Origin of the sequence: uncultured Campylobacter sp., assembly GCF_937980635.1 — a bacterium.
In the GTDB taxonomy this organism is placed as follows: domain Bacteria; phylum Campylobacterota; class Campylobacteria; order Campylobacterales; family Campylobacteraceae; genus Campylobacter_B.
Window position 1 is genome coordinate 88,749 of the sequence record NZ_CALJPG010000037.1, and the last position, 14,826, is coordinate 103,574.

12 protein-coding genes are annotated in these 14,826 nt (G+C 46.6%); 5 read left to right on the forward strand and 7 right to left on the reverse strand.

Annotated elements, in window-relative coordinates; all coding sequences use genetic code 11:
* Both Q0460_RS10405 and Q0460_RS10410 read left to right on the forward strand, forming a co-directional pair.
* Positions 1–1,194, forward strand: a complete 1,194-nt coding sequence (locus tag Q0460_RS10405; protein ID WP_299086651.1) for a MalY/PatB family protein — start codon at positions 1–3, stop codon at positions 1,192–1,194.
* Between the two features lie 197 nt (positions 1,195–1,391).
* Positions 1,392–2,777 (forward strand): DUF3137 domain-containing protein, encoded by a 1,386-nt coding sequence (locus tag Q0460_RS10410; RefSeq protein ID WP_299086652.1) that lies wholly within the window; start codon positions 1,392–1,394, stop codon positions 2,775–2,777.
* Positions 2,778–3,383: 606 nt separating this feature from the next.
* Here the strand turns inward: Q0460_RS10410 and Q0460_RS10415 are convergent.
* The 5 genes from Q0460_RS10415 to Q0460_RS10435 all read right to left on the reverse strand — a co-directional run bounded on the left by Q0460_RS10415 (position 3,384) and on the right by Q0460_RS10435 (position 7,827).
* Positions 3,384–4,244: a cysteine ABC transporter substrate-binding protein gene (locus tag Q0460_RS10415; RefSeq protein WP_299086653.1), complete on the reverse strand. Its 861-nt coding sequence runs from the start codon at positions 4,242–4,244 to the stop codon at positions 3,384–3,386.
* 20 nt (positions 4,245–4,264) lie between these two features.
* Entirely contained in the window at positions 4,265–5,002 is a 738-nt protein-coding gene (locus Q0460_RS10420) for an amino acid ABC transporter ATP-binding protein (RefSeq protein ID WP_299086654.1), read from the reverse strand.
* Positions 5,002–5,658: an amino acid ABC transporter permease gene (locus Q0460_RS10425; protein ID WP_299086656.1), complete on the reverse strand. Its 657-nt coding sequence runs from the start codon at positions 5,656–5,658 to the stop codon at positions 5,002–5,004. Before Q0460_RS10425 ends, Q0460_RS10420 begins: the two co-directional genes overlap by 1 nt.
* A gap of 2 nt (positions 5,659–5,660) precedes the next feature.
* Positions 5,661–6,314 (reverse strand): amino acid ABC transporter permease, encoded by a 654-nt coding sequence (locus tag Q0460_RS10430; RefSeq protein WP_299086658.1) that lies wholly within the window; start codon positions 6,312–6,314, stop codon positions 5,661–5,663.
* Between the two features lie 166 nt (positions 6,315–6,480).
* The gene (locus tag Q0460_RS10435; protein WP_299086695.1) at positions 6,481–7,827 is read right to left on the reverse strand and encodes a DASS family sodium-coupled anion symporter; all 1,347 of its coding nucleotides are present in this window, start codon (positions 7,825–7,827) and stop codon (positions 6,481–6,483) included.
* Between the two features lie 640 nt (positions 7,828–8,467).
* Between Q0460_RS10435 and Q0460_RS10440 the strand changes: the two genes are divergently transcribed.
* On the forward strand, positions 8,468–9,097 hold the full coding sequence (locus tag Q0460_RS10440; RefSeq protein WP_299086660.1) for a hypothetical protein: 630 nt from the start codon (positions 8,468–8,470) through the stop codon (positions 9,095–9,097).
* Between the two features lie 802 nt (positions 9,098–9,899).
* On the opposite strand, the gene purB is transcribed toward Q0460_RS10440, so the two are convergent.
* The gene (gene purB / locus Q0460_RS10445; RefSeq protein ID WP_295152648.1) at positions 9,900–11,231 is read right to left on the reverse strand and encodes an adenylosuccinate lyase; all 1,332 of its coding nucleotides are present in this window, start codon (positions 11,229–11,231) and stop codon (positions 9,900–9,902) included.
* A 75-nt stretch (positions 11,232–11,306) separates the two neighbouring features.
* Between purB and Q0460_RS10450 the strand changes: the two genes are divergently transcribed.
* Together Q0460_RS10450 and Q0460_RS10455 are read left to right on the forward strand one after the other, a co-directional pair.
* Positions 11,307–12,719 (forward strand): RluA family pseudouridine synthase, encoded by a 1,413-nt coding sequence (locus Q0460_RS10450; protein WP_299086662.1) that lies wholly within the window; start codon positions 11,307–11,309, stop codon positions 12,717–12,719.
* A 205-nt stretch (positions 12,720–12,924) separates the two neighbouring features.
* Positions 12,925–13,557, forward strand: a complete 633-nt coding sequence (locus tag Q0460_RS10455; RefSeq protein WP_299086664.1) for a hypothetical protein — start codon at positions 12,925–12,927, stop codon at positions 13,555–13,557.
* Between the two features lie 369 nt (positions 13,558–13,926).
* Here Q0460_RS10455 and Q0460_RS10460 read toward each other — a convergent pair whose 3' ends face one another.
* A complete protein-coding gene (locus tag Q0460_RS10460) occupies positions 13,927–14,808 on the reverse strand; it encodes a hypothetical protein (protein ID WP_299086666.1) in 882 nt (293 codons plus the stop codon).
* Positions 14,809–14,826: the final 18 nt, after the last annotated feature.

The following is a 14,826-nucleotide window of genomic DNA, read 5'->3' on the forward strand; positions in this document are numbered from 1 at the left end:
ATGGGACTTTTTGATTTTACCTTCGGTAAAGAGAAATACGACTTCGACACGTTGCCGAACCGCCGCGGCACGAAGTCGCTTAAATGGGACGTGGGCGAGAATGAGCTTCCGATGTGGGTCGCGGATATGGACTTTGCCGTAGCGCCCGAGATCATCGAGGCTCTGCAAAAGCGGCTGAACGAGCGGGTTTTGGGTTATTCGCTTGTAGATGATGAGTGGCGCAGCGCGTATCAAGGCTGGTGGCTCGCGCGCCACGATTATGAAATTCAAAAGGAGTGGCTGATCTATGCCGGCGGCACGCTGCCCGCGATCGATTCGATCATCCGCAAGCTCACCTCGCCCGCCGAAAACGTGCTGCTGATGAGCCCGGTTTATAACTGCTTTTACTACTGCATCAAAAACGCCGCCCGCGTGCCGATAGAAAACGAGCTTGCCTACGCTAACGGCAATTATAGCATCGATTGGGAGGATCTACAGGCAAAGCTCGCCGATCCGCAGACGACGCTTTTTATCCTTTGTAACCCGCACAATCCGGTCGGTCGTACCTTTAGCAGGGACGATCTCGCCCGTATCGGCGAGCTGTGCGAGAAGCACGGCGTGACGGTGCTTAGCGATGAGGTGCATTGCGATCTGACCGAGCCGGGCGTGCGTTACACGCCATTCGCTGCGGCAAGTAAGATCTGCGAGAGGATTTCGGCTAGCATAATCGCGCCAACCAAGGCGTTTAACATCGCGGGGCTACAAAGCGCGGCAGTTTTTGTCGCTGATAAGCGCTTGCGTCATAAAATTTCAAAGGCGCTAAATTCCGACGACATCGCCGAGCCGAATTTTTTCGGCGTCCAAGGAGCGATCGCCGCATTTACGAAGGGTGCGGCGTGGCTGGATGCTCTGCGCGAATACCTCAGCGAAAATCGTAAATTCGCGGCGGAATTTATCGCGCGTGAGCTTCCGCAGGTGCGCGTCGTGCCGCAAGACGCGACCTATCTGATGTGGCTTGATGCGGGCGCTTACACGCAGGATAGCGCGGAGCTTGCGCGCTTCATCCGCGAAAAAACAGGGCTGTATCTCTCCTGTGGCGCGCAATACGGCAAGGGCGGCGAGAAATTTTTGCGCCTAAATATCGCGACCTCTAGGGCGCTGCTAAAAGACGGGCTCGGGCGGCTGAAAGAGGCGCTAAAGATTTGTCCGCATTAAACGAACTGCGGCGCGGCAAGGACGAAATTTAAAATTTTATAACAGCCAAATTTAAAGCGACGGAGCAAATTTTAAAATTTCGCAGTAGGGCGCGAGTTTTGCGCTAAATTTAGCGGCGATCAGGCGGCGGCGCGCGAGCGTTTAAATTTGGCGCGCGGCAAATAAACCGGCGCTAAATGCGCTACAAAAGGCGGATTATGGATAGAAACGGCGATTTAGAGGAGCTTTACCTACTTGAAAAACGGCGCGAAAAGCTCGCGCGCATTAGCAAGCTCGTCTCATTTTTGATAGCCCTGCTGCTGCTCGGGCTTTACGTGCTTTTAAATACTAGAGCAGAGCCCGTCTCGTTTGATACGAACTGGCTTATAGTCGCGCTTTTCATCATCTTTCCCCTCTTAAATGGACTACTCTACCGCCTATTTTACAGCCTAAGCTTTGGCAAAAATGAGGGCGCGCAACGCGCAAATTTTGATAAATTTAGCGGCTTTGATACGGCGCAAGATACGGGCGCGCTAGGGCAGGGCGCAGCGCAAGATGGGCAAATTTTAAGCGCTGATGCGAAAGAGAGGCAGGTATTAAAAGCTGAAGCGGGCGAGGGTAGCGGCTTTAAAGACAGCGACAGCTGCATGAGCGCTACTTACGGAAGGTTTGAGCCCAAAGTCGCCGAAGGTGAGGGCGGGGGCAAAGAGAGCGGAGTAGCCGGGTCAAAATTTAACTTTTTGGCTGATCTGCAGAGCCTGGAGGATGAGCGTGCGGCGCTGCAAAAAGCGGTGAAAAAGGCCGGTCTAATCGCCGCTGTCGTAGGGACCGGCGTGGGCGCGCTGGTGGCGCGCTTTTGGGACGAAGCGGCGCCCGGCATATTTTTCGGCATCTCCGTTTACGGCGTCGTGAGCGCTCTTTTGACGGCGAGCAAAAGACGGAATTTCAGATCAAATTTTAAAAACAGGGTCGTCGCGAGCATCGCAAAAAGCTTCGGGCTTAGCTACGATGAAAATGGCGGGCTGGGGACGGATGAGTTTTTTGAAATTTACGACTGCTACATAAACGAGCAATCGAGCGAGGATATGATGAACGGGGAGGTGCAGGGCGTGCGCGTTAGATTCAGCGACTTTTACGCCGCCGAAAAGGTGCGCACCAAAAACGGCACTCGCACCGACGTAAAATTCCAAGGAGTGCTTTTCGTCGCGGACTTTCACAAAAGGCTTAGCTGCGAGGTGCGGGTATGTCACAAAAACTCGCGAAATCTGCGCAGATACGGGCAGCGAGCGAATATGGACGACGTGAAATTTGAGGAGTTTTTCGACGTCTATACGACCGATCAGGTGGGTGCGAGATACGCTTTGACGCCGCTTTTGATGCAGCGACTGACGGAGGTCTATCTAAGGCTGGGCTCGCAGATAAACGCGGTGCTAAGGGAGGATAAAATTTACATGGCGATCGAGACCTGGCGCGATAATTTCGAGCCTAGAATCGACTGCTCGCTAAAGCAGGACGCCACGATAGAGCTTTACGTAGATGAGATCGGCGCGCTTGTGGGTATCGTGAGCGAGCTAAATTTGAACCGCAAAATTTGGAGCGAATGAGGCGGGCGGCGGCGCGGTAGAGTATGACGGCGGCGGGTCGTATACGGCTCCGGCGACACACAGATATGCAGACAAAGCGCGCAGGATCGTAGGTTTAGCGGCACAGATGGGCTGTGTAGCTGGGCGTGGAAATGAATGCGTTGCGCAGATTGTGCGTTTGGCTCTTAAATCGGTACGGAAAATTTAGCCGCGCAGAATTTACGAGCCGCCTTGAGCCGATAAAATTTTATAAATTCTCGATCCGTTTAACGAGCGAGCGCTTGCGATTTATCATCCCTCGTGCGACATAAATTTTACCGCACGAGCAGTTTGCGTTAGAATTTTTATTGCTTGAAATTTTACGCCGCCGCGCGTGACTTAAATTTTGCCGCGACGACCTGCGCTAAGCTGCGTTTCGGCTCGGCTAAAATTTACTCGGCGGCTAAATTTACCGTGCGAGAGCAAAGCTTTGCTGCTATAGATCGATAAATTTAGCTAGCTTATAAAAGCGCTCGCCGCCTATGGGCGTTTATGGATGCCGTTTTGGTAAAGCTACAGCGCCAGCGTCGCTGCGAGCTTGCGGGGCTTAGTAAGATCGCCCCGCTAAACTAGACGGCGAATCTAAATTTATAGCTTCCCGCCTTCGATTACGACGTCGTCAGCCTTGATGTCGTCGCCGTATACCGGCGCTAGCGTCGCGTCGTAGTCGGCATGGAAAAATTTCTCGTCCGCGAGCTTTACGATTAGATCGTCAAGCCATTTGCGAAGCTCGTCGTTGCCCTTTTTGACCGCAGGCGCGATGACGTCCTGATCGCCCAGCGAGCGGATACCCACCTTAAAGCTCGGGTTTGACTTAGTCCACGCAAACAAAAGCGTATTATCATGCGCGATCGCATCGCCCCTGCCGTCCAGCATCGCACCGAAAGTCTCGGTATTTTGGTCAAATTTTAAAAGCTTAATCTCGGGATGGTTTTTCGTAAAATACAGATCCGCGGTCGTGCCTTTGTTGATTAAAAGCGTTTTGTCCTTAAGCTGCGAAACATCGGTGATATCGCCATCCTTGCTCGCGACGCCGAGGGCTACCTTCATATACGGCAGTGCGAAATCCACGACCTCTTTGCGCTCTGGCGTGACGGTAAAATTTGCAAGCGTGATATCGACCTTATCCGACGCCAAAAATTCCGCGCGATTGGCGGCCTCTACGAGCACGAACTGCACCTTGCTCTCATCGCCCAAAAGCTCCTTTGCGATACGTTTTGCAAAATACACGTCATATCCCGCGTTTTTGCCCGTCTTGTCGATATAGCCAAACGGCGGCTTGTCGCCGAAAACGGCGATCCTTACTACGCCGCGCTTTTTAATCCCGTCGATATAACTTTGCGACGCGACGGAGCCTTGCGCGGAATTTGAGGAGCCTTTGCCCTCGTCGTTGCAACCTGCGAAAAATAACGCACCTAAGATAAAAAGCGTGCTTAGCGTTTTTTTCATCTTTTCTCCTTTATTAAAATTTATTTTTTAAATTCGAACATATTTAAAAATTTCTTCGCGCGCTCGCTATTTGGAGCGGTAAAAAATGCCTCGGGCTCGCTAATCTCCACTATATGCCCGTCGTCCATAAAAACTATGCGATCGGCTACGGCGCGCGCAAAGCCCATCTCGTGCGTTACGATTAGCATCGTCTGCCCCTCTTTGGCGAGATTTAGCATTACGTCTAGCACCTCGCGCACGATCTCGGGATCAAGTGCCGCGGTAACCTCGTCAAAAAGCATGATCTTGGGCTTCATCACAAGGCTTCGTACGATCGCGATACGCTGCTTTTGCCCGCCGCTAAGCTCTTTGGGGTAGGCTCGCTCTTTATTTTCTAGTCCTACGACTTTGAGCCAATGCCTGGCTAGCTCTACAGCTTGCTCGCGCGGTACGCCTTGGACTTTCACGGGACCTAAGATTATGTTGTGCAGCACATTTAAGTGATCGAAAAGTTCGTAGCTTTGAAAGACCATACCGATCTTTTGTCTGATCCTACGCCACTCTTTGAAATTTTGATCGATCCGCTCGCCCTCGATTATAAAATTTCCGCTTTGTACTGGCTCTAGCCCATTGATTGTGCGAAGTAGGGTGCTTTTGCCGCAGCCGCTAGGGCCTAGGATCACAACGACCTCGCCCTGCGCGACGTTAAGGCTGACGTCCTTTAGCGCGTGCAGCTCGCCGTAAAATTTATTGACTTTGTCGATTTTTAAAATTTCCATCAGCTCCACCTGTTTTCTAGTTTTTTCGAAAGCGCCGAGATCGGATAGCAGATCAAAAAATATACGAAAAATATCGCTCCGTAGATGATTAGCGGCGCGTAATTGTCGCGGAAGACGTTTACTTCGATGATCTGCTGTCCGACCTTGACGAGCTCGATGACGCCGATTAGTACGGCGATCGAGGTTGTTTTTATCATCCTGCTGAATAAATTTATCGTTGCGGGCACTAGGCGCCTCATCGCAAGCGGCAGGATCACGTAGAGATAAATTTGAGATCTGCTAAATGCGAGTGCTTCGGCGCTTTCGAACTGATGCTTAGGGATGCTAAGCACGGCGCCGCGCACCAGATCCATCATCTCAAAAACGCCCCAGACGCTAAAGACTATGATCGAAGCCGCGATATTTGAGATGTGTATGCCAAATGCCTTGCTCGCGCCGAAATATACGATAAATAGCCAAACGATGGGCGGCATGATACGCACGATCTCCAGGCAAATTTTAAGCGGGATGTATAAGGCTCTGCGCCCAGAGGCCATTAAAATTCCAAGTACCAAGCCTAGAGCGAGAGAAACCGCGATCGAAATGAGCGCGATTTGCAGCGTGATCCCGAGCCCGCCAAGAAGCCTGATTAAATTTTCGCCGCTTAAGAGTTCCATCGCTAGCCTCTCATATACGCAAGGCGCTTTTCAAGCAGCGTAAGCGCTAGCGAAAGCGGCAGGATTATGATCAGATACGAAACGCTTAACATAAATAGCGCCTCGTTCGTCTTGTAATACAGCCCGATCACGTCCTTTGTGGCATAAACGAGATCGGCGAGCGCTACGATGCTAACGATCGAGGTTTCTTTAAGCAGAAAGATTATGTTTGCGCTGATAGAGGGCAGGGCGATCGCAAAGGCGCGCGGCAGCACGACGTAAAAGACTATCTGTGCTTCGCTAAGACCTAGGCTCATCGCACTTTCGATCTGGGATTTTTTTATCGCCTCAAAACCGAGCCTAAAGCTCTCGCTCATATAGCTTCCGCCCAAAAACGCAAGCCCCACGATCGCGCAGGTAAAGCCTGAAATTTGAACGCCCAGCTTCGGCAGGCCGTAGTATAGAAAAAATAGCTGAATTAAAAGCGGAGTATTGCGCGATAGCTCGATATATGCGCTCACGAGCGGGCTTAACAGCGGCAATCTTTTATATTTTATCAGCGTGCAGATAAAACCGATGATGATGGATAGTAAAATCCCGTAAAATGCGAGCTTTAGCGTTAAAATTCCCGCCTTTATGAACATCGGGCTAAATTTAGCTATAAAATCAAAATCCATAAATTCTTCTTTCCGTAAAATATGCATATTATACAGATAACTGATTAAAATAGTATTAAATTAGAATTTTTTTATAAAGATTCCGAAAATTTAGGAGTTTAAAAATATATCTTATAAATATATTTAGTCCGAGCAGATACTCGGACTATAGAATTTTGACGGAATTTTAAGAGTAAAAAATATACGCGTAGCCCGAGACCAAAATTGCAGAAACCACAGCTAAAATTCCGCCGCTTCGCACCATCTCTATCTGACGGATACGTCCCGTGCCGAAAACCAAAGCATTCGGCGGCGTCGCTACCGGCATTACGAAAGCGCAGCTCGCGCCTACGCCGATGATAATCGTAAGAGTTTCTTTCGGTAGTCCCATCTGAGCCGCTACACCCGCAAATACGGGCACTAAAAGTGCAGCAGAGGCGGTATTGCTCGTAAATTCTGTAAGGCAGATGATGAAAACCGCTGTTACTAAAAGTACGATGTAAGTAGGCGCTCCGCCGAAAGTGTGCGCGACTAGATCGCCAAGCACCTTAGAGGCTCCGGAATCCCCTAAAACCGCACTTAGCGTAAGTCCGCCGCCAAAAAGCAGTAGCACGCCCCACTCGGTATTTTCTGCGATATCGTGCCATTTGGCAAGCCCTAGTATGACGATTACGACTGCCGAGCAGATGGCGACGTAAGCATCGTCCACTTTAAAGCCCACAAGGGCTGAAATTTGCTTTGAAAATATCCAGCCAAGCGCTGTTAGAGCAAATACGATGATCGTAATAACGCGCTCGCGAGTCCAAGGGATATGCTCCAGATCCATCTCTACTTTATGGCTTAAATTCGGCTTGAAAATTATATAAAGCACCACAAGCATTATTGGCAGCATCACGCACATTAGCGGCAAACCCACCTTCATCCAGTCTGCGAAGCTGTAGTGCAAGGCTTGAGCTACGATTAAATTTGGCGGAGATCCCACGAGCGTGCCCAAACCTCCGATGCTTGCAGAATACGCGATGCCTAAAAGCAAAAACACGAGCGTGCCGCGATCTTTGCTCTCGTCCATATTAGCACAAATTCCAAGCGCGATTGGAAGCATCATCGCAGCAGTTGCGGTGTTTGAAACCCACATCGAAAGGATCGCCGTAGCAAGGCAGATCAAAATTGCAGCTACACCCAAGCGACCGCCTGCGCGGGCGATTAGCCACATCGCGATCTTTTTGTCTAGCTTTTGCATATGCAGAGCCGTTGCCAGAGCAAAACCGCCGAAAAAAGTAAAGATCGTAGGGTTTGCAAAATTTGCAAGCGTGCTTTTGATGGTGGCAGCCGTGAAAGTGCCATCTTTAGCGAATTTGCCAAGTCCGATAGCTACAGCAAGCACCGGCACCATAAGCGCGGTTACCGTGATATGCACAGCCTCTGTAAGCCACATAATCGCGATGAAAGCAAGCAGCGCAAGGCCTTTTTTGACATTGGGCTCAAATGGTAGTGCAGCATATAGCGCAAAGCCCACTGCAGCGGCAATCGCCATGATAATTACGCCGCGCTTAGGAAACGGCACGGTGTCGGTGAGCCTGTCTAAACCTAGCTCGTCTACGTCTGAGTCCAGCGGCCCTTGTAAGCGGGAGTTGCGTAACTCCACTTTGTGTTCTTCCATAGATACTCCTTTTTTGGATTTGGCTTATGATACAAAAATGAGGCGGGAATTTTATAAATTCCAAATCAAATCGTCTTAAATTTTTAAAAGTGCAGTTACTATCGGTAACACGGCACTTATCTCGTGTGTAAATTTTAAATTATAGATAAAAACGAGCAACTAAATAAGCGCTTTAAATTTCATCACAGATTATTTTTTAATGGCTCTGGCATTTAAATTTGCTAGCTGCCTAAGGGAGGTGGCGTAGAATTTCGTCGAATTCCGTGCTGGCAATCGAGATAGAATTCTGTCCTTAGCAAGCGAGATAAAATTTTATCCAAGGCGAGTGAGATAAAATTCTGCGTTTTACCTTAAAAATTTATCGAAATTTAAGTGGGGGGGGCTATTATAATCAACAAATTTTAAACGGATTTGTAAGCGAATCCGGTGGAGGAGGCTCAAAGATCGTAAGTTATAAAACGGTAAGAGCGGCTGTGGCGAGAAGCCTTGAAATCATAAATTGTAAGGAGAAAATATGAAAAACAAAATTTTAATCGCGGCGTTTGCCGCTGCGGCTTGCGTTAGCGTAGGCTCTAGCGAGGGTTTACTTTTAGGCATCGAGGGGGATTATTCATTTAAATCTAGCATTACTTCTAAGTGGACGGACGAGGATTATTCGGATACAGATAAAGACAGTAAAGGGCAAGCTGCGATAGGTTTTAAAGGCGGCTATGATTTTGGTATAGCTAGAGCATACGGTGAGTATATGTATGACTTCAAGACTTCAAAAAGCGGCAGTGATGAATATGGAAATTTCAAGCACGAGTGGAGCAAACATAACCTGCTAGTAGGTGGGGATTTTACGCCTGAGATTACAAATGGCTTTAAACTCGTAGCGGGCGCATATACAGGAGTTTCATTTTTGAAATACAAAGATTCTTATAACGACTTTGACGGCACTAGCGGCTCCGCATCTAAGACCGCACCGGGTTGGGTCATTGGCGCAAGACTGGGCGGTTTATATAGCTTTGATGAGCATAACGAGATCGAGTTTGGCTACAAGGCGGACTATACAAGATACAAGGCTAGCAAACTAGATGAAGACTTAGATAAAGTATATGAAACCAACCACGGGCTATATCTAGGATATAACTTTAAATTCTAAAAATTCTAACGTGCTAGCGCAGGATGGAGCGAACGAACTCCTGCTCCATCCGCTTTTAAATTCCAAATAATTATTAGATGTCAAATTGCAGGCAGGATTGTTTAATCCTGAATTTGCTAGCAATTCAGACGTAATATATGATGATCAAGGGTGCTGCCGATATTAGACGTCAAATTTTACCCGCTTACGCGTATAAAATTTTAAAATTTTTAAAAATATCATTACCCAAGCTTAATTTCCTATTTTTAGTGCTATCTGCTAAGCGCTTAAATTGATGGAATTTATGAAATTTTACTCAATCCACTTTTTTCTAAGAATCGTTATAATTCCAAGTTGAAAAAGCGGAATTTTATCAATGTCTCCATTTGCCACTTTAAATTTGTTTCATAATTGCTTCGGATATCTCACGACTCCTAGCTTGAGCCAACGCAGAAGTGCCATTTTGCTTGATGGAAATCTCGCATTTATAGCTTTGAGATTAGCACTTAAAATTTTGCGGTAAAATTATAAAACTACTACACCGAAGAATTTTACCGTTTTAAAGCATTAAATTTTTACGATTTTAAGGTTAGTTGCAACCGTAGAAAAAATTTACGGTAAAAGCAGTGGTTTCTGGTCGTGCGGATTTAGATGCCAGATTTATCCGCAAGCGCTACGCTTTTACTAAAATTTTATCTTTGTCAAAATTTTAAAATTTCAATCACTGTTTTTAAAGCGCTTCGGCGCAAACATAAATTTCTAGCCGCTTCGCTATATTTTGTAGGCTTGCTCGGAGCTTTAAAATAGCAAGTCGCCGTGCCTGCTATTTGCCAAAAACCCTAGCGAAAATCGCGTCTACGTTTTTGGTGTAATATCCGTAGTCAAAGCACTCTTTGATCTCGCTTTCGCTTAGTTTTTCTCGCAGCTTTGTATCTGCGAGCAGATTTTGTAAAAATAGGCTATGCCCTTGCTCATCTATAGCTTTTTTGCCCTCTTGCAGATCCGCCCAGACCTTCATCGCATTACGCTGTACGATCTTATAGGCATCCTCTCTGCTAACTCCTCGTTTAGGCAGCTCTAGCAGCACACGCTGCGAAAACACGAGCCCACCGGTTAAATTTAGATTTCTCATCATATTTTCGGGATATACGAGCAGTTTTTCGATCAAGCTTGTCAAGCGATTTAGCATAAAATCAGCAGTTATAAAGCCGTCGGGGAGGATAAATCGCTCGACCGAGCTATGGCTGATGTCGCGTTCGTGCCATAGCGCTACGTCCTCCATCGCGGGTATCGCAAAGCTGCGGATCATACGGCATAGTCCCGTTACGTTTTCGCTAAGAACAGGATTTCGTTTGTGCGGCATCGCGCTAGAGCCTTTTTGACCGGGGCTAAAAAATTCCTCTGCCTCATAAACCTCGGTGCGTTGATAGTGGCGGATTGCGATAGCGATCTTTTCGCAGCTGGAAGCTAGGATCGCAAGTGCGCTCATTACCTGCGCGTAGCGATCGCGCTGGATGACTTGATTGGACGCGGGGGCGGGCTTTAGCCCCAGATATTCGCACACCAGCTCTTCCAGCTCTAGTGGAGCGTGGGCAAAATTCCCCATCGCACCACTTATTTTGCCGTAGCTGATGACGCTTTTTGCATGTTGCAAAAGCTCTAGTGCGCGATTTATCTCATCATACCAGACCGCAAGCACGAGTCCGAAAGTGATCGGCTCGCCGTGGATACCGTGGCTGCGCCCGACCATCAGCGTCATTTTATGCTTCATGGCTTGAGATTTTATCGCGGCTTTTAAATTTTGCACATCCTCGATGATGAGCTCCATGCTTTCTTTGATTTGTAGCGCGACGGCAGTATCGATGCAGTCACTACTAGTCATGCCGTAATGCACGAAGCGGCTCTCCTGCCCAAGGCTCTCACTCACGCTCGTTAGAAACGCGATGACGTCGTGCTTGGTCGTCTTTTCGATCTCATCTATCCGCTCGATTTTAAAGCTTGCGTTTTGTAGAATTTTATCTTTATCGCAGTCGCTTATTAAACCTAGCTTATTCCACGCCTTAACCGCTGCGAGCTCGACTTTTAGCCACGCGTCGTATTTGGCTTGCAAGCTCCATTTTTCAGACATCTCTTTTCTTGCGTATCTTTCGACCATTTTAGTAGCCTTTCGGTTAGAATTTCTTGTATAATGATGGCAAAAATTATATAAAAATGGGGCTGAAAGTTTAATATGGGTTATGAGAAAAGAAGCTTGGGAAGCTTTGAGGGGCGCAAAATTTACGAAATTCTGCTTAGCCTCGGATACGACATGAAATCCGCGCAGCGCATCTGTGACAAGCATCGCGTAACCGATGCAGAGGATCAGAATTTGCATAAAAATTCCGTCGCGCACGGAGAAATTTTTTTGATCGATTACAAATGCGAGCCGCGCGGGCTGAAGCCTATCTTTGAGTGCGATGCGTTTGCGGCATTTGACAAGCCGAGCGGAATTCTTAGCCATCCGAGCGGGCGCAACTCGCCTTATAATATGTATGACGAGATCTGGTCGCTATACGGGCAGGACGCGTGCGTAGCGCACAGGCTTGATTTAGAAACCAGCGGAATTCTTATCGTCGCTAAGGATAAAGACGCGGCGCGCGAGCTTAAAGAGTGCTTCGAACAGCGTAGGGTGATGAAAAGCTATCTAGCGCTCGTGCGAGGGGATTTGAGAGAGGGCTTGCAAGCTGATTTGCAAAGTGCCGCTTGCAATGGTGAGATAGAGAGTTGCTATGCTCTAGGCTTTGATGAAATTTGCGGATCAAAATTTGCGGGCGATGCTGTGAGTTTACCAAGTAGCGTATCAGATCTGCGCGATATGCGAGCTTTAAAAGGAGCGGGCGATAAATTTGGATTTAATATCTTGTCTAATGGTGCGAGTAGGGGATTATGGTGCAGCACTCTATCTGGCGGCGCGCAAGCTAAATTTAATTCTGGCGCTCCTACTGGCGATGTTGGCGGCGGATTTGAATTTGATGCCTTATCCTGCGGCGTGAGTGATAAGCTTAAACCCACTATCGCGATGAGTAGCGCGGATAACGGACATAAACCTTGCGCCTTATCTGTGGCTAAATCTTTGCTGGATACTTCTACGGGCTGTGTAAATTTGAAAAAATTCGAGCCTACAAAATACGCAAAATTTAGCGAGAAACTGAAATTTTTAAAGGATTTTGAGGGATTTGTGATCGATGCTCCGATCGCCACTAGCGACGAGTTTGCCGATCTTAAAATTCGTATGAAAATATCGCGCGACGGCAAGGAGGCGATCACGCTGATTCGCCCGCTGCGATATCTCTCGGACATAGACGCTAGCCTGATTGAGTGCTATCCGCTGACGGGTAGGCAGCATCAGATCAGGCTGCATCTATTCGCCGCGGGTGCGCCGATATTGGGAGAGCCGCTGTATGGGCTTTCTCGAGAGCAAGCGGAGCTGATATTGGATAAAAATATGGATGAGACGGAGCGGATCAGAACGACGGGAGCGCCGAGATTGCTACTGCACGCGAATGCGATTTGCTTTGAACTGAGCGGCGAACGATACGAGATAAAAAGCAAATTTGATGCCGCAAAAGAGTTTTATAATCTCGCGAAAATAGGTAAAATTTAAGCAACTCAATAAAATTTTGAAGCGGCGATGATTATTTTTATGACGAGGATTTTGCTTTTACTGGTTTTTATAAAATTTTGTGCTTACAACGGCATTAATTTATTAATTTCTCATCTATAGTTATTTGAAAATTTTAAGACGATTTTATTTTGTGATAGCTATAATTCATAATTAGAATATTAGTAATTTTGAATAAAGGATGAAAATGTTGTGGTGGGAAAAAACAGTAGAGTATTATTTTGTAAAGCAATGTTTGTTAGGCATCGATATAGCTCCATTTGATGGCGATGTAGAAAAACTAGGCGATGTCCTAACTCATAATAATGGGAAGTTTTTACTTATAGAGTTTAAAAGAGCATTTGAGAATTTATCCTTAGAAAAGAATAAATATAAAGATTGGGAAGAAAGCGCCAAGGCCATAAAGACATATAATTCAACTTGGTTAGACGGCGGGTTTCATATATTTATTTTCGGTAGCAAAGATAATTATAAATTTGAACTCAAAGCTCATAAATACTGGATGCTTCAAGATAGGTTGGGCGGTAGTATAAAAGATTTCAAATCCGATGTCGATTCTTTTAAAAAATACAATCAAGAACATGGAATATGCAAAAAAGAATTTGACGAATATGCTAATTTTTTATTTAAGCAAAAAGGTGGAACCGGAGGCTTGGTCAATCTAGAAAACTCAGCATTGATAGCAAGCATGGGAACGGGAGTGGTAGTAGCTTCTTTTGGAGAGTATTGCAAGAGAGTGCTTAATTTAGAGAATAGTAAAAAACAAGAGCGCACAATAAAGATAACACCACCAAGTAGAGGTATGAGCTTTGGGCGATAATTATTGAATGTCTTTGATATCCTACAGTATAAAAACTTGAAACCAAGAGATAAGTAAAAGCTTGCGGATTATTTTGGTATTCCTTTTGCAACTGCAAGTTTGATGGCATGGAAATATAGAAATGTCGGCACGACAGCATATATGCGTGAAATTTTATAAATACCAAAGAGGAGATGTGTGGCATCTGTGAATAAATTCTATGTTTATCACGCTTTATATAATCATGATTGTAAATTCGCGAATTTATACTATTGCGATTCTTGTATTTGCATAGATATTTATTGTTGCGGAAGAAATAAAGAAAAAATGCGTAGTTTTAGCTAAAAGTAATTAATAGGTAATTTTATGCTATTAAAATTACCTATTAATTCAAACAACTAAAAACGCCACCTCTGCTTCGCCGATATTTACGACCTTGCCTTTGCGCGTCATCACGCCTAGGCCATGCTCCATGTCCCACGAGCAGCTAAACTCAAAGCCGATTTTCGCGCTGTCTAGGATATAGATATTTTGCAGCTCCAATAGTTCGCTAAGCTCCTGCGACGTGCAGATGCCTGGCATGAAATCGCTTTTCGTCTCGCTCGGATAGTCGTAGATCTCCTGCCATTTTGGGTAGTTTTTTAAAATTTCGCTTAAGATGCCCGTTAAAATTTCTTCCTGATTTTGCTTTAGAAACTCTAGTGCGTCCGATTGCGCCCGGCTTGGCTCGTCCGTCTCTTCGCTGTCTTCATCTAAAAAGGTGCAGCGAAACTCGCCCTCTTGCTCTAAAGCTTTACCGAAATACTCCAGTCGCAGCGGGAAGCTAAAGTCCTCGTATTCCTCATCTTCAAATTTAGGTAAAATTTTAGGTTCTGCAAGATGCGCATTAAAAAACTCCGCGACCTTTGGGCTACGGGTGAAAAGATACTCTTCATTAGCTTCGTAGCTTTTGCGCAAAAATTTAAGCGCCTCCCGCTCCACGCCGCACTCCAAGCAGCACTCGCCTTTGTAATAATCGCTCACATAGGGCGGATTTTCATTGCTTCTGGCGTGCTTATCCATCTCGCCTAGCCAGCGCAACATATTTGGGGCGTCGCCCGCCCATTTGTACTCATTTACCATGCGCGCCGCGTAGATGTATGAGGCGTAGACGCGGTATTTCTCATCGTCCGCCTCCGCCCATTTTGCCTCGATAAAGCGGATAATTTCCGCCTTTGTGATCTTGGATTTTTTAAGCAGCGATCTGTCTAAGAAGACGCCGATCTCCTCCATTATTTTTGCGCGTCCATT

Coding starts and splice junctions, on each gene's coding strand:
- Q0460_RS10405 (WP_299086651.1), top strand. CDS start 1: ATGGGACTTTTTGATTTTACCTTCGGTAAAGAGAAATACGACTTCGAC.
- Q0460_RS10410 (WP_299086652.1), top strand. CDS start 1,392: ATGGATAGAAACGGCGATTTAGAGGAGCTTTACCTACTTGAAAAACGG.
- Q0460_RS10415 (WP_299086653.1), bottom strand. CDS start 4,244: ATGAAAAAAACGCTAAGCACGCTTTTTATCTTAGGTGCGTTATTTTTC.
- Q0460_RS10420 (WP_299086654.1), bottom strand. CDS start 5,002: ATGGAAATTTTAAAAATCGACAAAGTCAATAAATTTTACGGCGAGCTG.
- Q0460_RS10425 (WP_299086656.1), bottom strand. CDS start 5,658: ATGGAACTCTTAAGCGGCGAAAATTTAATCAGGCTTCTTGGCGGGCTC.
- Q0460_RS10430 (WP_299086658.1), bottom strand. CDS start 6,314: ATGGATTTTGATTTTATAGCTAAATTTAGCCCGATGTTCATAAAGGCG.
- Q0460_RS10435 (WP_299086695.1), bottom strand. CDS start 7,827: ATGGCGATTGCCGCTGCAGTGGGCTTTGCGCTATATGCTGCACTACCA.
- Q0460_RS10440 (WP_299086660.1), top strand. CDS start 8,468: ATGAAAAACAAAATTTTAATCGCGGCGTTTGCCGCTGCGGCTTGCGTT.
- purB (WP_295152648.1), bottom strand. CDS start 11,231: ATGGTCGAAAGATACGCAAGAAAAGAGATGTCTGAAAAATGGAGCTTG.
- Q0460_RS10450 (WP_299086662.1), top strand. CDS start 11,307: ATGGGTTATGAGAAAAGAAGCTTGGGAAGCTTTGAGGGGCGCAAAATT.
- Q0460_RS10455 (WP_299086664.1), top strand. CDS start 12,925: ATGTTGTGGTGGGAAAAAACAGTAGAGTATTATTTTGTAAAGCAATGT.
- Q0460_RS10460 (WP_299086666.1), bottom strand. CDS start 14,808: ATGGAGGAGATCGGCGTCTTCTTAGACAGATCGCTGCTTAAAAAATCC.